Annotated in this window: 19 protein-coding genes; 3 read left to right on the forward strand and 16 right to left on the reverse strand. The window is 37.9% G+C overall.

Annotated features, from left to right (window positions below; genetic code table 11):
• Positions 1-18 precede the first annotated feature (18 nt).
• The 11 genes from AC27FM_RS02365 to AC27FM_RS02415 form a co-directional block, all read right to left on the reverse strand.
• Positions 19-936 (reverse strand): F0F1 ATP synthase subunit gamma, encoded by a 918-nt coding sequence (locus AC27FM_RS02365; RefSeq protein WP_487085724.1) that lies wholly within the window; start codon positions 934-936, stop codon positions 19-21.
• Positions 937-953: 17 nt separating this feature from the next.
• Positions 954-2,480 (reverse strand): F0F1 ATP synthase subunit alpha, encoded by a 1,527-nt coding sequence (gene atpA / locus AC27FM_RS02370; protein ID WP_487085725.1) that lies wholly within the window; start codon positions 2,478-2,480, stop codon positions 954-956.
• Between the two features lie 15 nt (positions 2,481-2,495).
• Positions 2,496-3,044, reverse strand: a complete 549-nt coding sequence (atpH, locus tag AC27FM_RS02375) for an ATP synthase F1 subunit delta (protein ID WP_487085726.1) — start codon at positions 3,042-3,044, stop codon at positions 2,496-2,498.
• Positions 3,031-3,552, reverse strand: a complete 522-nt coding sequence (gene atpF / locus AC27FM_RS02380) for a F0F1 ATP synthase subunit B (RefSeq protein WP_487085727.1) — start codon at positions 3,550-3,552, stop codon at positions 3,031-3,033. The genes atpH and atpF overlap by 14 nt, the downstream gene beginning before the upstream one ends.
• A gap of 76 nt (positions 3,553-3,628) precedes the next feature.
• A complete protein-coding gene (atpE, locus tag AC27FM_RS02385) occupies positions 3,629-3,841 on the reverse strand; it encodes a F0F1 ATP synthase subunit C (protein ID WP_076617787.1) in 213 nt (70 codons plus the stop codon).
• A gap of 24 nt (positions 3,842-3,865) precedes the next feature.
• Positions 3,866-4,576, reverse strand: a complete 711-nt coding sequence (atpB, locus tag AC27FM_RS02390) for a F0F1 ATP synthase subunit A (RefSeq protein ID WP_487085728.1) — start codon at positions 4,574-4,576, stop codon at positions 3,866-3,868.
• A gap of 89 nt (positions 4,577-4,665) precedes the next feature.
• The gene (upp, locus tag AC27FM_RS02395; protein ID WP_487085729.1) at positions 4,666-5,295 is read right to left on the reverse strand and encodes a uracil phosphoribosyltransferase; all 630 of its coding nucleotides are present in this window, start codon (positions 5,293-5,295) and stop codon (positions 4,666-4,668) included.
• Positions 5,296-5,340: 45 nt separating this feature from the next.
• Positions 5,341-6,351, reverse strand: a complete 1,011-nt coding sequence (locus AC27FM_RS02400) for an L-threonylcarbamoyladenylate synthase (RefSeq protein ID WP_487085730.1) — start codon at positions 6,349-6,351, stop codon at positions 5,341-5,343.
• 3 nt (positions 6,352-6,354) lie between these two features.
• Positions 6,355-7,239, reverse strand: coding sequence for a peptide chain release factor N(5)-glutamine methyltransferase (prmC, locus tag AC27FM_RS02405; RefSeq protein WP_487085731.1), 885 nt, complete (start codon positions 7,237-7,239; stop codon positions 6,355-6,357).
• Positions 7,184-8,281: a peptide chain release factor 1 gene (gene prfA, locus AC27FM_RS02410; protein ID WP_487085732.1), complete on the reverse strand. Its 1,098-nt coding sequence runs from the start codon at positions 8,279-8,281 to the stop codon at positions 7,184-7,186. The genes prmC and prfA overlap by 56 nt, the downstream gene beginning before the upstream one ends.
• An 18-nt stretch (positions 8,282-8,299) precedes the next feature.
• On the reverse strand, positions 8,300-8,881 hold the full coding sequence (locus tag AC27FM_RS02415) for a thymidine kinase (RefSeq protein ID WP_487085733.1): 582 nt from the start codon (positions 8,879-8,881) through the stop codon (positions 8,300-8,302).
• A gap of 151 nt (positions 8,882-9,032) precedes the next feature.
• Between AC27FM_RS02415 and AC27FM_RS02420 the strand changes: the two genes are divergently transcribed.
• Complete coding sequence (locus AC27FM_RS02420) at positions 9,033-10,370, forward strand: MurT ligase domain-containing protein (protein ID WP_487085734.1); 1,338 nt, start codon at positions 9,033-9,035, stop codon at positions 10,368-10,370.
• Positions 10,371-10,415: 45 nt separating this feature from the next.
• Here the strand turns inward: AC27FM_RS02420 and AC27FM_RS02425 are convergent, their stop codons facing one another.
• The 5 genes from AC27FM_RS02425 to AC27FM_RS02445 form a co-directional block, all read right to left on the reverse strand.
• Positions 10,416-11,399, reverse strand: a complete 984-nt coding sequence (locus AC27FM_RS02425) for a serine hydrolase domain-containing protein (RefSeq protein WP_487085735.1) — start codon at positions 11,397-11,399, stop codon at positions 10,416-10,418.
• A 60-nt stretch (positions 11,400-11,459) separates the two neighbouring features.
• Positions 11,460-12,098 (reverse strand): NAD(P)H-binding protein, encoded by a 639-nt coding sequence (locus AC27FM_RS02430; RefSeq protein WP_487085736.1) that lies wholly within the window; start codon positions 12,096-12,098, stop codon positions 11,460-11,462.
• A gap of 105 nt (positions 12,099-12,203) precedes the next feature.
• Positions 12,204-16,481: an SLAP domain-containing protein gene (locus AC27FM_RS02435; protein WP_487085737.1), complete on the reverse strand. Its 4,278-nt coding sequence runs from the start codon at positions 16,479-16,481 to the stop codon at positions 12,204-12,206.
• 363 nt (positions 16,482-16,844) lie between these two features.
• The gene (locus tag AC27FM_RS02440) at positions 16,845-18,725 is read right to left on the reverse strand and encodes an ABC transporter ATP-binding protein (RefSeq protein WP_487085738.1); all 1,881 of its coding nucleotides are present in this window, start codon (positions 18,723-18,725) and stop codon (positions 16,845-16,847) included.
• Positions 18,725-20,446 carry an ABC transporter ATP-binding protein gene (locus tag AC27FM_RS02445; RefSeq protein WP_487085739.1) on the reverse strand — a complete coding sequence of 574 codons (1,722 nt, stop codon included), beginning with the start codon at positions 20,444-20,446 and terminating at the stop codon, positions 18,725-18,727. The genes AC27FM_RS02440 and AC27FM_RS02445 overlap by 1 nt, the downstream gene beginning before the upstream one ends.
• A gap of 93 nt (positions 20,447-20,539) precedes the next feature.
• Between AC27FM_RS02445 and AC27FM_RS02450 the strand changes: the two genes are divergently transcribed.
• Positions 20,540-21,217: a CPBP family intramembrane glutamic endopeptidase gene (locus AC27FM_RS02450; RefSeq protein WP_487085740.1), complete on the forward strand. Its 678-nt coding sequence runs from the start codon at positions 20,540-20,542 to the stop codon at positions 21,215-21,217.
• On the forward strand, positions 21,214-21,429 hold the full coding sequence (locus tag AC27FM_RS02455) for a hypothetical protein (RefSeq protein ID WP_487085741.1): 216 nt from the start codon (positions 21,214-21,216) through the stop codon (positions 21,427-21,429). Before AC27FM_RS02450 ends, AC27FM_RS02455 begins: the two co-directional genes overlap by 4 nt.
• The last annotated feature ends 425 nt before the right edge of the window (positions 21,430-21,854 follow it).

Consider the following 21,854-nt stretch of genomic DNA (forward strand, 5'->3'; position numbering starts at 1 on the left):
ATTTGGCTCCTTTCTAAACTATTCTAGTGCAGCAGCACCGCCGACAATTTCAGTGATCTCTGTAGTAATTTGAGCTTGACGAGCACGGTTGTAATGTAATGAAAGATCAGAGATCAATTCATCAGCATTATCAGTAGCACTCTTCATGGCTGTAACGGAAGCAGCATGTTCAGCTGTCTTCGCATCCATGATTGCTCCGAAAATTAAAGATTCAATATATTGAGGTACGATTGCAGACAAGACCGCTTCAGGACTTGGATCTGTAACATACTCACTTGCAATATGTTCTTCTTCTTGAGTTGAATCCTGTGCTTGTTCAAGAGGCAATAACTTATCGTTAGTAAATCTTGAAACCAAAGAATTAACGTGATGATTGTGGCAAATATAAATCTCGTCAAATGTACCTGCTTGGTACAATTGTAAAATGGTTTTCACCATTGGAGTTATATTTTTAACTGTCGGAATATCAGGTAACCCACGATATTCGTAAGAAATATCAATACCACGTGTCTTGAAGAAATCAGTACCCGTAGCTCCTAATGAAATAACAGTGAATTTGCTCTTATCGCCATGATACTTCTTGCGAAAAATATCCATCATAGCTTTGAGAATATTACTGTTATATCCACCAACTAAACCACGGTCACTTGTAATAACAACATACGCTGTTTTCTTTACCTCACGTACTTGAAGAAGATTGTTCAAACTCCAAGGATCAGAAGAATTTTCTGTGACTGGAATTTCATTGAACAAATTACCCATAGTTAAATGTCTAATAATATCTTCAACTTTTTTTGCGTACAATTGATAAGCAATAGATTTCTTTTCAATACGAGAGAGTTTAGCACCAGAAACCATTTGCATGGCTCTTGTTATTTGACCGGTTTTCTTAGTAGAAGAAATTCTTCTTTTGATATCCATAAGTGACTCAGCCATAATTTAAACCTCCTGTATTATTTATCTTGCTTTTCAGATTTTGAAGCCAAGAAGTTTTCGGTAAATTCATTAACACCGTCACTCATCTTGTCTTCGTCAGGTAGTGTACCTTTTTCTTTAATTTCTTGTAAGAGATCAGAATGGTTAGCGTCGAAGAATTCAGAAAGTGAAGCTTCATATTCTTTAATATCATCAACTTTGATCTTATCAAGGAAGCCTCTTGTCAAAGCAAACAAGATCAATACTTGTTTTTCAACAGCGATCGGTGAATGTACAGGTTGTTTTAGAACCTCAACTGTACGACGACCACGGTCTAGCTTAGCCTTAGTAGCTTCATCAAGATCAGAACCAAATTGAGCAAATGATTCTAGCTCACGGTATGAAGAAAGGTCTAGACGCAAAGTACCAGCAACTTTCTTCATAGCCTTGATCTGTGCATCACCACCAACACGAGAAACAGACTCACCAGCATTAATAGCTGGACGTGTACCTGAATAGAATAAGTCACTACTCAAGAAGATCTGTCCATCAGTGATGGAAATAACGTTTGTTGGGATATATGCGGAAATATCACCGGCTTGTGTCTCAACGATTGGTAAGGCAGTCATTGAACCACCACCAAGATCGTCACTCAACTTAGCAGCACGTTCTAGCAAACGTGAATGCAAGTAGAAAACATCACCAGGATATGCTTCACGCCCAGGTGGTCTACGAAGCAATAGTGACAGTTCACGATAGGCAGTAGCTTGCTTACTTAAATCATCGTATACGATAAGAACATGCTTGCCGTTATACATGAAGTATTCACCCATAGCTGCTCCAGCATATGGTGCGAAGTACAACATAGGGGCAGGTTGACTAGGACCAGCTTCGACAACGATAGTGTAGTCCATAGCGCCGTTCTTTCTTAAAGTTTCAACCTGATTTCTGATTGTTGACTCTTTTTGACCAATAGCGACATAAACACAAATCATATCTTGATCTTTTTGGTTGATAATTGTATCAATAGCGATTGAAGTTTTACCAGTCTTACGGTCTCCGATAATCAACTCACGTTGACCACGACCAATTGGTACTAATGAATCGACAGCCTTCAAACCTGTTTGTAATGGTTGGAAAACTGATTTACGTTGCATAACACCTGGTGCAGGTGATTCAATAGGTCTTGTTTTATCTGTCTTTATTTCACCCAATCCGTCAACTGGTCGTCCCAAAGAATTAACAACACGTCCGATAAGTTCGTCACCTACTGGAACTTCCATGATACGACCAGTTCTCTTAACTGTATCGCCTTCACGAATCTTGTCGTAATCTCCTAAAATGATGATACCAACATCATCACTTTCAAGGTTTTGAGCCACACCATATGTACCGTCTGGGAATTCAAGTAACTCAGATGCCATAGCATTTTCAAGGCCATTAGCACGAGCGATACCATCACCGACGTATGTAACTGTACCTACTTCATCAACTGAGAGTTCATTTTTATAGTTCTTCAACTGTTCTTTGATCAGTGAACTAATCTCTTCAGTTTTGATGCTCATTCTTTTCACCTCGACTTATTTGTTAACCAATAGCATATGTTTAATGTCGTTAAATCTCTTAGCGACACTTCCATCTAGAACTTGATCACCAACACGGATTATCATCCCACCGATGATGGATGGATCTACTATTTTCGTTAAATTTACTTTATTTACTGAAAATCTTTGTTCAATAACCGATTTCAACTTATCTTCTTGATCGGAATCCAATTCGACAACAGATGATACAGTCACTTCTACAATACCGTTATCGATATCGTATCTTTTGACATAAGCATCATAAATGTCTTCAAAACAGTTTAGTCTGTTTCTGTCAAAAAGCATGTCGATAAAATCTTGCATGAGTTCACTATGACCAGATTTTAAGTTGCTTACGATCTTTGACTTTTCAGTGCGAGAAATTGAACGTCCTGAAAAAGCTATGTTAAGATCGGGATTTTCTGTAAATATTACATTAAGTGATTCTAACTCTTCCAATGTATCTTTAACAGAATCCTGCTCTTCAGCTACTTCATAAAGCGCTCTACTGTAACGTTTTCCCACTTGAAATTTACTTAGTTTCATTGTTTACGGTCAACTCCTTAATGTAAGAGTCGATCAGTGATTTTTGGTCATTTGCATTGAGCTCTTTGGAAATAATCTTTGAGGCTACTTCCAAAGACAAGCCAGCAATGTCGTTTTGTGCTTCATTCATTGCTTCTTGTTTAGCTCGTTCAGCATCTGACTTAGCTTTTTGTCTTACTGACTCAGCTTCACTATGAGCATCGGCCATGATGTTTTTCTTTTGATCTTCACCATTCTCTTTGGCCTTGTTAACAATCTCAATAGCTTCAGCACGTGAATTTTTAAGAGCTTCTTCACGTTCCTTCCCAAGCTTGTCAGCACGTGCACGTTCTTGATCAGCGTAATCTAGATCTCCAGATATTTTCTCTGATCTGGCATCCATCATTTTAGTGACGGGACCCCATGCAAATTTCTTAACAGCTGCGGTAAGGATGACGAACGACACAAGAATAAAAAGCATATCACCTAAAGCTAATTTACCTGCTCCAAGCACTAATAAACTTGCCAATATTCTTCACTCCTTCCTTTCCTATAAAACATAAAAAGGCGATTTATTTTATTATCGCCGAATGAAATTGTATGTATTATACGAAAAGAATAACGAAAGCAATAGCAATGGCGATGATAGGAACAGCTTCAATCAAACCAACACCAATGAACATTGTTGCTCTTAAGTCACCAGAGATTTCTGGTTGACGAGCCATACTGTCCAAAGTCTTTGAAATAACAAGTCCGTTACCGATAGATGCTCCAAGAGCTGCAAAACTAGCTGCAATAGCTGCCGCGATTTCTTTCATGATTTAAAATTCCTCCAATAAAAATTATTCTTTTTCCAGTTTACGCGAGATATAAACCATTGATAATGTGGTAAATACGTACGCTTGGATGGCTCCAATAAAGACTGAAAAGCCTTGCCAAATCATTTCCAGTGGTAAAGCGACCACGAGAGAAACAATCCCAAAACTCTTAGCAACAGTTCCAATAAGTGCAAGAAGTACTTCACCGGCAAAAATATTACCGTAAAGACGTAGTGATAACGTCAAGAAGTTGGTGAACTCTTCAAGAATATTTATTGGTAACAAGAAACCTACGGGTTTCACGTAGTTGCTAACGTAACCGCCAAATCCAAACTTCTTCACTGAATAATAATGTGAAATCAGCAACGATATCAAGGCAAGTGCCATGGTTACCATTGGATTGGTCGTAGGAGATTTAATATAAGTATAACCGCCTACCTTCACTTGGAATATTAATCCCAATTGGTTTGCAAAGAAGACGAATGTGAATAATACGAATGCGTACAATCCGAATTGCTTTACCGCCGCATCAGGCATTAATGATTTTATAATTCCATTTGTAAAATCAATTAGCCATTCTAACAAATTCTGCGCCTTGCCCGGCTTCATAGTTACTTTACGAGACAGTGCAAAGACGAAGATAAATACCAGTATCGCAGCAATCAACGCTGACAAGTCATTAGCAACATTGAATCTTAAACCAAGGAAATCAATAAACTTATATTTATCATCCAATAATACCCCCCCTTTCTTCGCTTATTGAAAACAATTGATACCACAAAATAATAACACTTCTAAAAATATATTCAAACCATGTTTTTATTTTATTTAGTACCAAATAATCTATCACCAGCATCACCTAAACCAGGGAAAATGTATCCACTCTCAGTGATTTTTTCATCAAGAGAGGCTGCATAAATGTCTACATCAGGATGTGCTTCTTGAACTGCCTTAACACCTTCTGGGGCAGCGACTAGAACGACTAAGCGCATGTGCTTTGCACCACGTTTTTTAAGTGCTTCAATAGCCATATTTGCTGAACCACCAGTAGCTAACATTGGATCAACGATGAATAGTTCACGTTCGTCAATATCGCTAGGAAGTTTTACAAAATATTCATGTGGTTGAAGTGTTTTTTCGTCACGATACATACCGATATGACCAACTTTGGCGGCAGGGATCAACTCCAGAACACCGTCAACCATGCCTAAACCTGCACGTAGAATAGGAATAACAGCCAATTTCTTACCTGCAAGTACCTTTTGAGTAGACTTACCCATTGGAGTTTCGATCTCAATATCTTTAAGTGGCAGATCTCTTGTGATTTCATAGACCATTAATTCACCAATTTCATTGGCAACTTCACGGAATACCTTTGTTCCAGTATGTTTGTTTCTAATAATCGTTAGCTTATGTTGGATCAGTGGATGATTTAATACTTGAAATTTAGACATTTTGTAATTCTCCCTTTTAACTAGTTATTTATAATAACCATTTCATTATTTAGTAAAATGCTTTTGACCAGCAGATTTATTCAAACGGTTTCTGTATGCCTCGCCATGATCAGAATCTGGAAATCCCTGTGCCAAGATGTACTCTACACCTGTACTATCTAAGCCACGTAAACCTGCAAACAACTCTCTAGATGCACTGTAAATGTCACTTCCTAATGAGAACTTAGTAAAGTTAGCTTCATCAGAAATAGTTGACAATATGTCCTCAGTTGCCATGATTCCCAATTTTGAATTCTTATATTGAGCAACAGCAGTTGAAAAATCATTTGTATCATCAACGATGATCACCTGTGCACTAGGCGCGTAATGCTTATATTTCATTCCAGGGGCCCTTGGCGTCTCACCGGCACCTACTTTATGGTGATCGCTATTAACCGTGTCTAGGACCTGTAAAAGGTCCTCCTCGGTGATCATACCCGGACGTAAGATAGCCGGAATGTCAGTCGAAAGGTCAATGACCGTCGATTCAACCCCGATCTTAGTTGGACCATCATCTAAAATAGCAGATATCTTACCATTTAAATCATGAAAGACATGCTTCGCCAAAGTTGGACTGGGTTTGCCACTAGTATTGGCTGACGGACCAACGATCGGCTTGCCAAATTCTGCAATCAGATTCAAAGTTGTTTGGTTGTTTGGCATTCTAAAAGCTGCCGTAGCTAATCCACCCGTCACTTCTTTTGATAAACTTCCTGCTTGAATCGGCATGATGATCGTTAGTGGACCGGGCCAAAACTTATTCATGAGTTTTTCAGCCAATGGCTTGTAGCTGTTATCTGCATATTCCCAAACCATATCTGGACTGGAAACATGAACGATCAGCGGGTTATCACTCGGACGACCCTTCGCTGCATACACATCCTTTACTACGTCAGGACGCGTTGCGTCTGCACCTAATCCATAGACAGTCTCGGTTGGAAACGCGACAAGCTTACCATCAGCAAGAAACTTAACCGCCTCCGATATTTGAGTATTTTTTAATATCTCTGTTTCCAAAATCTATAACCCCTCCCTTTGGGCTTTAAGGTATCGATAATTGCCACTCATGTCCTTATGAAATTCTACATTAAATTCAGGCATATTTTTAGCAAAAATTTCTTCTAAAGCAGATTTTTGACGATATCCAAATTCCATATACAATATACCGTCTTTAGTTAAATATTTGGCGGCACTTTGCGATATGTCTTGGTAAAATTTTAATCCATTTTCCTCTCCATATAAAGCTAAATCAGGTTCATATTTTATAACACTTGAATCCATGACTGATTTTTCTTCATGTGAGATATATGGTGGATTAGAAACGATAATATCAAATGGCTCTGGTTCAACTTCCTTAAACAAATTGCTTTGCTTTAAGAAGACATTATTGGCTTGATAATTGTCAGCATTCAACTGGGCAACGTCAAGCGCTTCTTCTGAGATATCTGTTGCTAAAACATTATCTTCAGGGAATTCCTTCGCCAAGCAGATTGCAATCACACCGGAGCCAGTTCCGATATCCCAGATATTCTTTGGTCGATCATCATGATCATCGATGACTCTTTGAACCATCTCCTCAGTATCTTGTCGAGGTATGAGAGTAGCCGAGCTAACCGTAAAACTCTTATTCATAAAATAACCATAGCCCAAAATATACTGAACGGGTTCGTCCATGCCCAATCTGATGACTCCATCATGAAATTGTCGCATTATATTGCCGGGCATAGGTTCATTTCGATGTAATTGCAATTGAGTGTAATTGAAGCCAGTCAATTCCTCCATCAAATATTCTGCATCTTCTGAATATTTGTTTTGTTGTTTTAGCATCAAAAAAGCCCTTTTCAGGGCACTAGAATAACTTAGTCTCTCCACTTTGAATTTGCTCCAATTTTTGTGTTTGGTCATTAACGATCAATGCATTGATGATTTCATCGAGCTCACCATTCATGATTCGGTCAAGTTTGTTCAATGATAATCCAATACGGTGATCAGTAACACGGTTTTGTGGATAATTATAAGTTCTTATACGTTCTGAACGATCCCCTGTACCAACAGCTGATTTTCTTTTTTCGTCATATTCACTTTGGTTTTCTGATTCATAGTAATCATAAACACGTGACTTTAGAATTTGCATAGCTTTTTCACGGTTTTGTTGTTGTGAACGTTGATCTTGCATTGCAACAACAATACCAGTTGGTAAATGGGTCATACGAACGGCTGATGATGTCTTATTGATATGTTGTCCACCAGCACCTGATGAACGATATACATCTGTACGAATATCCTTAGGGTCGATATCAATATCGACTTCGTCATATTCTGGCATCACAGCTACAGTCGCTGTCGAAGTATGAACACGACCAGCAGATTCAGTTGATGGTATACGTTGAACACGATGAGCACCATTTTCATACTTTAATTTTGAATAAACACGGCTACCAGTGATCATAACCGCAACGTCCTTGTATCCGCCGACTTCAGTGGAATTTTCATCAATGATATCAAAATTCCAGCCTTGTTTTTCGGCGTATTTACTATACATGCCTAACAAATCAGCGGCAAATAAGCTGGCTTCATCTCCACCGGCAGCTCCACGGATCTCCATGATAATATTCTTATCGTCATTAGGATCCTTAGGGAGCATCAATAGCGTGATGTCATGCTCCAATTTTTCTGATTCCTCTTTTGAAGAGTTTAATTCATCCTTAGCCATAGCTTGCATCTCAGGATCATCAGTTTCACGCATGATCTCGTCGCTGTCACTGATGCTCTGTTGCAATTCTTTGTAGTGATTGTACGCCTTAACGATATCACGCATATCAGCTTCTTCTTTTGAATAGGCCATGTAACGCTTTGTATCATTAATAACTTCTGGATCACTCATTAGTTCTTGTAGTTCAGCATATCTTTCAACTAGTGTTTCAAGTTGTTCTAGTATTTTGTCCAATTAATTCATTTTCCTTTCTTAGTTATTATCTAACATTGGAGGATGATTGTAGTGTCGACGACAAACTGGGTAATATGCTTCATTACCACCGATTGACACCTGATCACCTTCATATACAGGCTTACCGTTAGCCATACGCATATTCATTGTGGCCTTCTTCTTACAGAACCAACAAATAGTTTTCATTTCTTCCAACTTATCCGCGTACAATAATAGATATTTCGATCCTTCAAACAAATCATTCATGAAGTCATTCTTCAACCCAAACGCCATAACCGGAATGCCGAGGTCATCTACGACTTCTGTAGCCTCAAGAACTTGGCTCTTAGTCATAAACTGACATTCATCGATCAATACACATGCTGCATCAGGATTCTCACCCTTAACAATATCATAAATATTAGAGTCTTTCTTCAATGCGATCGCATCGCGATCTAGACCCATTCGACTTTTTATTTTACCAGTTCCTGATCGAGTGTCCAAAATACTCGTCATCAATATAACTGGCTTCCCTTGTTCTTCATAGTTATGGGCTACTTTTAAAATCTCAATCGATTTACCACTATTCATAGCACCATACTTAAAAAATAATTGCGCCAATATTTTGCCTCCAATTTTACGTCCTTGAAGATTATAACTAAAAAAATGCCGATTGAACATATTAAACATTGACTAAATTGAATCAAAATTCGATAATTTGTAATTTAGGTGTGATAATATATTTTTAATATAAACAAATTGGGGTTTTAAAATGACATTCAAATCAAGTATTGCTACACTCACTGGAAAAACTTCTTACTTCATATTAAGTAAGTTTTTTAATGGTGGATCTTCCTATCCCGGAAAAATTGCCTACAAAATTGATCCGGATATTTTAAAAAGTCTAGGTAAAAATTACGATTTGATCATCGTAACTGGAACAAATGGAAAAACTCTAACAACTTCACTCATCAATAAAATGGTCCAACAAAAGTATGACGATGTTCTAACTAATCCTACTGGATCTAATATGATTCAAGGTATCGTTACTAGTTTTGTCACACATCACAAAAAAAGCAAACGTCCTTTGGCAGTTCTTGAAGTCGATGAAGCTAATGTTGAAATTATTTGTCGATACATCAAGCCCAAATACTTCGTACTTACAAACATCTTTCGTGACCAGATGGATAGATATGGTGAGATCTACACGACTTATCAAAAAATCCTTGATGGTATCAAATTAGCTCCTGAAGCTACAATTATCGCCAATGGAGATGCCGCCATCTTCTCTTCAAAAGAACTACCTAACAAAGTTATCTATTATGGCTTCTCAAGTAAAGGACATGAAAATGATGACATCAAGGCTCCTACCAATACTGACGGAGTTTTGTGCCCAAATTGCAATCACATCATGCATTATCACACTATCTCTTATGCTAATCTCGGTAATTACTTCTGCCCTAATTGTGGATTCAAACAAAACGAATTGAAGTATCAAGTTACTGACATCCAAACCCTTTTACCCAACAAAACCGAATTTGAAATTGATGGACATTCCTTCACGATGAACATAGGTGGTAAATATAACGTCTATAATGCCCTTGCTGCCTATGCTATTGCATCTGAACTCGGTGTCACTATTGAACAAATGACCACCGCCTTCTCATATGACGAAAAAGTCTTTGGCCGTCAAGAAACGATCAGCGTTGATGACAAAGACGTCAATATTATTTTGGTCAAGAACCCAGTTGGTTTGAATCAAGTAATTGAAACCATTCTTAGTGATCAAGCTGATTATTCACTAGCCTTCCTTCTCAATGCCAATTACGCAGACGGTATCGATACTAGTTGGATCTGGGATGCTAATTTTGAAGATTTCGACTACGACAGACTACCACTAGTCATTACTGGTGGAAAGCGTGTTAAAGATGTTACATATCGTTTCAAAATAGCCGGATTGGATATGAAGAAAAACATTGAAACCGTTGAAATAGAAGATTTCGTTAAACAAATTCCCCAAATACCTACTAAGAAAATTTACGTCCTTGCAACTTATACAGCAATGTTAGGCCTTAGAAAAGTCTTGAATGATAAAGGTTATATTAAATAAAAAAACTCCTCAAACTAGAGATTGAATCTCTAACTGGAGGAGTTTTTATTTACTTTCATTTATGAAACTATTCAAAATTGTTTGGCGACGTTCCAAGAATATTTGATTGTGTTCAACCGGATGTACACGATTAGTCAATACTACCATGGCGTTTTGATGTACATAATCTAAGGCAATGAAATGACCGGTATAACCAGTATGGAATAAAATATTCCCCGGCTTAATATCCCAGCCCAGTGACCTTCCTGGATTCAAATCAGTAAAGTTTTTATACAGAAATTTATATTTGTTTTGTAGCATGATTTTAGCAAACTGCATCATGTCGATCAGATTTGAAAACATACCTGCGGAACCACAATGTTCACCCAACTGACGGGCTTTAGGATCATTGGGCACACCGATCAACATTCGACCATCGACTTCATATGTCGGCGTACACAGACTGATTTCAGGTTTGAAACTCGTATCAGTCAAATCCCAATTTTCATGAACAAAGCTATTAATAACCTCTTGAACCGGCTTTTCATAGATTTTTTCAATGATTAATCCTAAAAAAATCATTCCTGTATCAGTATAAACTACCTTGTGATCAAAATTATCAGTCACCGGCAAATTCAACAATGCATCGATAAGTTGCTGGCTATTCAAACTATCACGATTGGGAATATAACCAGCGATGCCCGAAGTATGGGTCAATAAATGAAAGATTTCTACTCGATCATCTTTGAATGCAGGTAAATACTTATTGACTCGATCGTGTAATTTGAGCTTTTTCTCATCGATCAACTGCAAAATTATCGGCACCGTTCCCATGATCTTAGTCAGCGATGCCAAATCATACAATTCATTACCTATTAAAGGGGTTATCTCAGGTCTCCACGACTTGTCACCAGCAAAATTCGATTCATCATAACTCGTCTTGATTTCATTATTATCATAGTTACTAATGAAACCGTAGCTTACACCTGGAACGACTTGTTGATTCACCAAGTCCAAAATTTGTGCTTCTGTTTGTTGAAATTTTTTCATATTGTTATCTCCACAATTGTGATATGTCAATTGTAGCGTAAAACTAGTCTTTGAACACTATTAATAGCCTATCGGCTTATCACCATCAGTCCCCGGTTGATCCACTCCCAAGCTAGCATATGAATGTAATTCTGGGTCATTGATAATTCTTATTATCAAGTCAGCAATACTCTTCCGAGAAATAATTGTTCCCTTGTATTGCTCACCCTTTTCAGTTAACTCATAATCAATTTTATCTTCATCAGTCATGTATGCACAGCGAAGTATCGTGTAATTAATATCACTGTCTTCGATTATCTTTGCCGCACGACGAGTGTCTTCCATGACCTCATGCCCGATAATTCTTTCATTCCATTCTTCGAATTTCTCAGGTAGTTCGTGGTACAATCCCAGACCGGTAACATAGATCAGACGCTTAACGCCACTGGCATCCATCGCCTTGACGATACTTTCAGCTAGTGGCTCAAATTTACCACCCAAATTGGCGTAAACAATGTCTTGATCTTTCATGACTTCAGTCAGCTTAGCAGTATCATTGACATCTCCGTCGATAATAGTTTCTCTATCAGCATCTTTAAGTTGTAATCTACTAGCATCACGTAGGTACAATGTGAGGTTATTTTCCGTTTCTTTCAATAGACGGTCACGAACTAGCTTAGCTATCTGACCGTTGGCACCTAAAATTAATATATTTGTCATAACGTTCTCCTTTTTATAGTTAGTCTAATCCTTAAAGTGGACTTTAAGGCAACAAAAAAAGAGCTTTTATATCAATTTTTGATATAAGAACCCTTTATTTTGTCGTTAAAATACATCTTCTGCCTTTACCCATTCATTCGTTGCGACACGATACATCTTTTCACCATTGATCATGGCAAACATATCCGTCTTCCAAGCAGTATTTGCACTTAAACTTCTAGTTCCGACTACTTGTCCCTTCTCATCATAAAGCGTTGTTAGACCTGAAGTATGGACGACTGAATCAACAGGTGTATATTCGAGAACATCATCTGCGCTAACAAATTCGTTCGTTGATACACGATAGTACTTATCACCGTTGATTCCTTGATAGCGATCTGAGAACCATTTAGTCGAAGGTGCTAATTGTCTTGAAGCAGCCTCACCATAAGTCTGCACTACATCCTTGTTGCTACCGACATAAGTCTTGATGTAAACAGGATTATCAGTGTAAAGATAGACTTCAGAAGCTTTGACCCATTCATTCGTTGCGACACGGTAATATTTCTCTCCGTTAACAACTTTTACTTTATCTATATACCAATTAGTGCCAGCTGATAGACTACGATTTTCAACTAAGTTACCGTCCACGTCATAGACCTTGAGATCTGGTTGATCATGGTGAATAGATCCCTTGAGAGTTACATCTTCAGATTGACCATTGTTGGAATTGCCAGAAGAACTAGACTTCTTAACATAAGTAACCTCTTGTGGAGTATCCAAGACTAAGTTACCATCTTCATCAATCGTTGCCTTAAGAACATTTGATGGTTTACCGTTGACTTTAGTTGTGTAGCCAGTCTTTTCTGGAATGGTAACAGTTACTCCATTTTCCTCGTCCCAGTTTACTTGTCCAGTTACTTTGTCAGCGTCATCCTTGCTGTTTGGTTTTACTGGCACGTCTATGGTATTTGGTACATAGGTTACTGTTGGTAGACCTGTGATATTACCATCTTTGTCGATTTTTCCGTTGATGATATTATCAGCTAATGGCTTGTTATTGACATAGGCCTTGTAGCCATCTCGGTTATCTAGTTTAACATTAACTGATTCACCGACGACACTGTCGACTGTTCCTGTTGTTGGTTCAGTACCTGATGTTTTAATATCTGTAACTTTATTTGGAACAAAGTTAACTACATCTGTTTGAGTCACTTTTCCCGTATCTGGGTCTATTGTTACAGTTGCTGCATTGGCTTTTTCACCATTTACTGTTGTGGTATAACCAGGTTTGTTTGGTATTTCAACTGTTGTTTCACCAGTATCTGGGTTAACTGTTACTGTCATATTTGTTGGATCTGTATCATCCACGTTATCCGTCTTAGTTGGCACATCTACAGTATCTGGTACATAGATTACTGTTGGTAGACCCGTGATATTGCCATCTTTGTCGATTTTTCCGTTGATGATATTATCAGCTAATGGCTTGTTATTGACATAGGCCTTGTAGCCATCTCGGTTATCTAGTTTAACATTAACTGATTCACCGACGACACTGTCGACTGTTCCTGTTGTTGGTTCAGTACCTGATGTTTTAATATCTGTAACTTTATTTGGAACAAAGTTAACTACATCTGTTTGAGTCACTTTTCCCGTATCTGGGTCTATTGTTACAGTTGCTGCATTGGCTTTTTCACCATTTACTGTTGTGGTATAACCAGGTTTGTTTGGTATTTCAACTGTTGTTTCACCGGTATCTGGGTTAACTGTTACTGTCATATTTGTTGGATCTGTATCATCCACGTTATCCGTCTTAGTTGGCACATCTACAGTATCTGGTACATAGATTACTGTTGGTAGACCCGTGATATTGCCATCTTTGTCGATTTTTCCGTTGATGATATTGTTATCTACTGGTTTGTTATCAACGTAGGCCTTGTAGCCATCTGGGGTATCTAGTTTAACATTAACTGATTCACCGGCGACACTGTCGACTGTTCCTGTTGTTGGTTCAGTACCTGATGTTTTAATATCCGTAACTTTATTTGGTTCATAAGTTACTACATACGTTGTCGTTACTACTCCTGTATCTGGATTCAACGTTCCAGAAATAGGAGTAGTCGTTTTCGTAGTATAGCCTGGCAAGTTTGGAACTGTAACTGTCACTGCCCCATCCTTATCAATGCTTACACTACCTTCAACAGTGCTTTCAGTATCACCAACTTTGGCAGCTAAACTAGCCTTGTCGGTTACATACAAAACCGTTTCGTCTGATTGAGCTACACCATTAGAACCAATAGTTCCTTCAACTTCAGTTGCTGGCTTTCCATCAATTGTTGCAATTGATCCATCACGAGATGGTATCGTCATTGTGACCTTATCGCCGACCTTCAACTCGGTGCTGTCATTAGTATTTTTAGTATAAACTGTTGAACTACCATCTTCCTCAGTTGGTGTTTCCGTGCTTCCATCTTTTAAACTGATAGATCCGGTTACATTTTCCACCTTATTACCAACGTAAGTAACACGCTTATCAGAAATTGGATTGGAAGTATTATCTATAGTAGCAGTGACTTCAGTAACATCGGGTGTATATCCCTTAACCTGTGGAACTGCTACTGTAACGCTAGTTGCGTCCCCAGCGACAAATGTAGGGCTAGAAGTAAGCGTTAAGCCAAGATTGTTTTGAACAGAAACATTTACGACTTTACCATTCTTATCAGTAAAGGTTGTAGTTCCAGGATAAGCAGTTGATACAGTTGATGAGTCAGAATAAATTTTAGATATATCTGAAGCGGTATAACCATTAACATACTCGCCAGAAGTATTTATTTTTGTGCCATTCTCATCATATGCATCAAATGTATAACTGGAATCAAACCCTACATTATTTCCCGTGTCCTGGATAAGAATTGTATTAGGACCAAGTATAATTTGATGTAAATTACTTAATCCACCTAGCATTACATTCATAGATTTATCTGATTTATTGTACTTATCATCATGGTTATTTAGTATAGCTGTAGAAGTATCTAGTCCCGATAAATCTAATGATTGAATGTTACTTGCCTCAAAAAACATACCATTCATATTCCAAACATTTTTTGTATCTACATGTACCATTTTTACACTCTCTAATGAGCTATCTCCAGAGAACATAAACGCCATAGTTTTAACGTTTTTCATATCCCAATTACTGATATCTACAGATTTTAATGAAGTATTTGCGGCAAAAAAGTGATCCATACTTTCGGATTGAGAAACATCTATATTTTGTAAATTATTAATTGTGGTCAGGCTTGGAAGTTCGCCAACAAAATAGGTATTATCTCCAACTAACGAAAGATTACCATCGAAATTGACTTCGGTTACAATTTTTGCGTTATCTGTTGTAATTGATGATTTTATTCCAGTAGAACTACCATTACCAGAAATAGTTCCGGAACCAACATGCAGGGCGTTTTTATCATCAATATACCAATTCACTTCATAATTCTGTACTGGATCATCTGGTTTTGTTGGATCAGCCGGCTTAGGTGTCTTAATCGTTCCACTAGATACTCCGTCGGATTCCATTCTCTTATTAAATTCTTCATCCGAAATCACTGTTGAATCCTTAGTATCAGCCGCGAGCTCCAATGCTGTCGCCTCAGCATCAGCCAAAGCTACGTCCTTAACATCCTCCTCTGCAACAGGCAAGACAGCTTCTTCAGTAGTATCTAAGCTAGTTTCTACAGCATCTTGTTCTACTCCATCTGCAACCGCATCATCACCGACAGCAGTTTCATCTGCAGTATCTTTCACTGTCTGATCATCCGATGGATTGGTAACATCATCAGTAGCTTCATCCCCAGTAACATCAGCAGCCGCTACGCTATAAGAACTCACTAAAGAATTAGTCTCCTGAACTCCAGCACTCGTATCATCACTAGATTCATCATTAACAACATCCGAACCAGTATCAGTAACTGTTGCCTCTTTTTGGACAGAGCTATCCTCTGAATCTTTCACCGTTGTCAATGGTGTTGTTTCAGAATTATCACCGATTGATCCATCCTCACTGGTGGTAGATGTACTTTCAGTTTGAGATGAATCATTCTGTGATGTCGCTGTAACTGTATTTGATGTAGTTTCTTTAGATGCAGTCGTAGTCGATGTGTTACTTGCTGCACTATCGGTGGAGCCGTTACTAGGCGACTCCGACTTGGTGGCACCAGCACTTGAACTAACGCTTGTAGTCGGTGCAGAATCAACGGTATCAGCCTGTACCGTCTCTGTCGACATCCCACCCAAGATTATTCCAGCAAACGACAAAGAAGACACAACGACCCATTTAGTCCCCGCCTTCACTAGTTTTTTACGCATAATTGAATTTGGATCTTTTTTTAATTGCATGAATCTCATAATATGAACCCCCATATACAATATGTATTTAAAAAAATAATAATATAAAAATCATGATTTTTTTGTTCATTTTATGAAAGAAATTCTTTGTAAAATGACACAATGCATATTTACCAACGTAAAGCGCTATCATCGCCAGATAATACGGATAATAAACAGTTTAGTAAACATCATGATATATAGATATCATGATGTAAACAAATATAAGTCTATTTATCGATAAACAGATTTAACACTTTCTAATACAATTAAATTTTTAAAATATCATAAATATTGAATCATTTATATCTTTCAGACCTTTCAGGTACAAAAAATGAGCCTTCACGCTATAATCAGCATGAAGACTCATTTTTTAATTAAATATTACATTGCAACATTTCCAGCGAATTGTGAATTATATAGATCAGCATAGAAACCATTTTTAGCCATTAATTCATCATGATTTCCGGTCTCAATAATGGAACCGTGATTCATAACGATAATATTATCAGCATCTCTGATAGTTGATAATCTATGAGCTACAACGAAACTAGTTCTATTCTTGAGCAATCTTTCCATCGCATGTTGGATATGAACTTCGGTTCTAGTATCGACCGAAGATGTCGCCTCATCCAATATCAAGATCTCCGGATCAGCAACGAAAGCTCTGGCAATCGTGATCAGCTGACGTTGACCTTGAGAAATATTAGAGGCTTCTTCGTTCAAGATAGTATCGTACCCATCTGGAAGCTGTCTGACGAAATTATCAACGTGAGCTGCTTTTGCGGCTTTGATTATATCTTCTTCAGTAGCATCTTCGTTACTATACTTCAAGTTGTCATAAATAGAACCTGTGAAGAGCCAAGTATCTTGTAGAACCATCGCATAATGGCTCCGTACCTCTTCACGTGTCATGTTTCTAACATCCTTGCCGTCAATCTTGACCGAACCACCGTTGACGTCATAGAAACGTTCTAACAAGTTGATGATGGTTGTCTTACCGGCACCTGTTGGTCCAACGATTGCGACCATTTCCCCTGGCTTGACGTGTAAATTATAATCTTCTAGCAAGATTGGTTTACCATCATAACCAAATTTGACATGATCCAAAGTGACCTTATCCTCGGTCGTCACGTCTGGAACATCAACGTCATCATTAGTCATTTCTGGTTCATCAATGATTTCGAAGATACGTTCCGCAGATGCGATCGTTGCTTGAATAGTATTAGTCAAATTGGCTAATTGAGAGATTGGTTGTGAGAATTGGTTCATATATTGTAGGAAGGCCTGAATATCACCAAGTGGTAATTTACCATTGGCAACCTGAATACCACCATACATCGCTACAAAAACATAACCTAAGTTATTCAAGAAAGTCATCAAAGGCATGACGATACCTGAAATCATTTGAGCTTTCCAAGAAGCCTTATATAATTTCTCGTTTTCTTTTTCAAAAACTTCAATCGACTCACCTTCGTGGTTAAAACTCTTAACTACAACGTGACCTGAATAGTTCTCTTCAACTTGGTTATTCAACAGTCCTAGCGACTTTTGTTGTCTCTTGAAGAACTTCTGTGACTGTGGAGCAATAACACCCACAACTATCAAGCTGACAGGAATCGTTGCTAGAGCAATCAATGTCAACTTCCAACTAATAGTGAACATCATCCACAAGACACCAATAAAGGTAACGGTACTTGTCACTAGTTGCGTAACACTCTGCTGTAAAGTTCCGGCGATGTTATCCATATCATTGATCGCACGTGACATGATATCACCGTTGGAATGTGAATCATAATAGCTGATCGGTAATCGTTCCATCTTGGATTTTAGATCACGTCTCAACTTATAAACTGTTTTTTGAGAGATCCGTGTCATCGTAAATTGTTGCAAAAAAGTAAAAAGTGCAGCTGCCAAGTACATCAACATTACGATCAAGATAATGTGCTCGATCTTAGTAAAGTTGATAGGTAGTTGGCTGACTTGAATACCGGCTTTTTGTTGAGCGGCGCCTGTCATAACACCCTTGTAAATCTCGGTTGTAGCTTCACCTAAAATCTTAGGTGTACGGATTTGGAAAATAGCTGAAGCAATTGCCAAAGCCATAACGATGATAATTCCAACAACATATGAAGACATGTATTTTGCTAGTCTTCCAGTCGTCTTCCAAAAATTCTTTGGTTTCACAACTAAACCTGGACCATGTCCGCCGGGACCGTGACCACCAGTTGTTGGTTGTGGAGCCTTAGTATCTTCTTTAGCCATTACTTAGCCTCCTTAATTTGAGACTTGATGATTTCTTGATAAGTCTTATTGTTCTCTTTCAGCTCTTCATGAGTTCCCAAGCCAACCATCTTACCATCATCTAAGACGACGATTTGGTCCGCATCAGCAACTGTCGAGATTCTTTGACCAACAATAACGACAACGCTCTTACTAATTTTTTTATCATTTTTAAGAGCAGTTCTCAAGTTCAAATCAGTCTTGAAGTCAAGTGCTGAGAACGAATCATCGAAGACATAGATTGAAGCGTCTTTGACCAGAGCCCGAGCAATTGCCAGACGTTGTTTTTGACCACCGGAGAAATTATCTCCGCCTTGTTCGACGACTGCATCAAGTTGCCCATCTAGTTCTTTAACGAAGTCTGCAGCTTGAGCTACTTCCAAAGCATGCCAGATTTCATCATCAGTAGCATCTTCTTTACCATAAGTCATATTCGTCTTAACGGTACCCTTAAACAAGATTGCCTTTTGCGGAACCATGGCTACTTTTTTGTTGATATCTTCAGTACTCAATGCTTTTACATCGGTACCATTCAAGCTGATAACACCTGTTTCAGAATCGAAAAATCTTGGTATCATATTAATCAAAGTACTCTTACCCGAACCAGTGCCACCAATGATAGCCAGGGTTTGTCCAGCCTCAATACTGAAGTTCAAATTTGACAAAGCCAAATTCTCAGCTCCACTATATCGGAAGTTAACGTCGCTGAAGCCTAATGATGGATCATCCTTGATCTTAGCTGGTTTGGCAACGGTGTCGATCGTGCTTTCAGTTGCAAAAACTTCTTGAATACGAGCGGCTGAAGCTGAAGCACGAGGAACGAATACAAACACCATTGATAAAATCATAAAACTCATCAATATCTGCATTGCATATGTCATAAATGCAATTAGATTACCAACTTGCATCGATTGGTCAGCGATATACTTGGCACCAAGCCAAGTGATACCGACATTAGTTCCACTCATTACTAATGTAACAATTGGAAACATCAATGCTACAATAGTAAATACCTTGATAGCATTATTCGTGTAATCAGCATTGGCATCTTTAAAACGATCTTGTTCAAAAAGATCCTGTCTAAAGGCTCTGATAACACGTACACCTGTCAAACCTTCACGGAAGATGAGGTTCAATCGATCAGTCTTCTTCTGCATAGCCTTGAATAATGGCACGGCAAAAAACATGACTAATCCGACAAGGACTATCAATATAGGAATAGAAACTAAAAATATCTTAGTCATTTCAGCATTTTTTTGATAAGCCATAACGCTGGCGCCAATCAACATGATCGGTGCCATGATCATCATACGAAGCATCATGATCATTACGTTTTGAATTTGGATAACATCATTTGTCGTTCTAGTTGTCAGTGATGATGTATCGAATTTATCGAACTCATCATTTGTGAAGAATAGTGTTTTTCTAAATAAATCTGATCGTAATTTTCTACCTAACCCTTGTGATGCCTGAGCAGCCATCAAAACATTTCCCACAGCTGCAATCACACTGACGATTGAAATCAATATCATTTTCATACTGGCATGTATAATATAATTAGTATCACCAGTTGAAACACCATTGTTAACAATGTCAGATGTAATGTTTGGCAGATATAATGTGGTAATAACTTGCACAGTCATAAATAACACTGCACCAAGCACTTGCCAAAGATTAATCCTACCACGAGCAATCTTAAACAATATATTCACTCCTTCATAAAAAAACTCATTATAGTATTAAAGCACTTATTTGTTCAAAATACTAATAATAATTATCAATAAGGTGGTCTCCCATTGAATAATAAAACTAACACCCTCAACCCAGTTAGAGGACTGTTTCGTATTATAGCATTCATATTGCTATTTTTAGCGGAGCAAATCCCATTAGGTATATTGACATTAAGTAAAGAAAACCTCGGATCAAGATACGCCGACTACTTAAAATATGCTCCAATAGTGACACTGATATTACTAGCATTCGTTACAGTTTTGTTACTGTATATCTTCAAAAAATCCCAAAAATTCAAGACAGTCAAATTTACCAGGTCTACTTGGATCATTATTGTACTCGCCTCAGCTCTAGTATTCGCAGTCAATTTAATAACCGTTCCAATGATGAGAGAGACCAACGATAATGTGGCTGCCTTAGAATTGATTGCTAAGAATAACATGCTTATTCTAATCTTTTTTACAATCGTTGTCGCTCCTATATTAGAAGAAATATTATTTAGAGGTATATTGATGAATTGGTTCTTCGCTAATAATCAACTTATATCTGTAATAATCAGCGGCATAGCCTTCGGTTATGCTCATACATCGTTTTCGACCGATACCGATTGGATGTATGCACTGTCGAAGATACTCCTAGGAATAATCTTAGCCTCAGTCTATGCACGAACCAAAAATATCAAAGCAAGTATGACAGTTCACTTTATGAATAATCTACTTGCGATAGTAGCAGGCATGATATGAAAGAACACGATCGCAAAAAAATAAACGAGGCCTATCAAGACGTTCTTAGAAAAGTAGTGATTTGGGGAGTCTTGTCAATGTTACTACTTGCAACCTCAAAAGTCACTGGTTGGGTGGTTATGGAGTTTGCTGGTCTGGCTAGTGTCGTTTATACAATAATCTTGGTTGGTATTTTGTTTTATATAGCATTCATGAGAAGCCGCATGAAGTAATGACCTTTTGGATTTTGATAATTGAATTTCTATTCATAGATATGCTAACGATATATTAATAACTCAATTACAAGGAGAAAATATAATGAAAGTAATTTATCCTGTTATTATTACTAAAACTGAGGTAAGTCAATAGCTGATTCCATCGAGATGGCGCGTGATTATATCGGTCTTAAAGTTATGGATTTACAAGACTCTAATGGAATAGTTCCTGATTCAAACTATATAATCCCCAACTCAAAAAAAACCGATATTACAACTTTAGTAGATGTTGATATCGACAAGTACAGAAAAAAGCCGAACCCGATTAGTGGGACATTTGTGGGACAAGAGTTTAATTTGGGTCAGTTCGAGTGAATTAATAAAAAGCAAAAGTGCTGTAAACTCAAGGTTTACAGCACTTTTATATAGATAGAATTTGATAT

It is taken from the genome of Companilactobacillus sp. y65-5 (assembly GCF_057541095.1).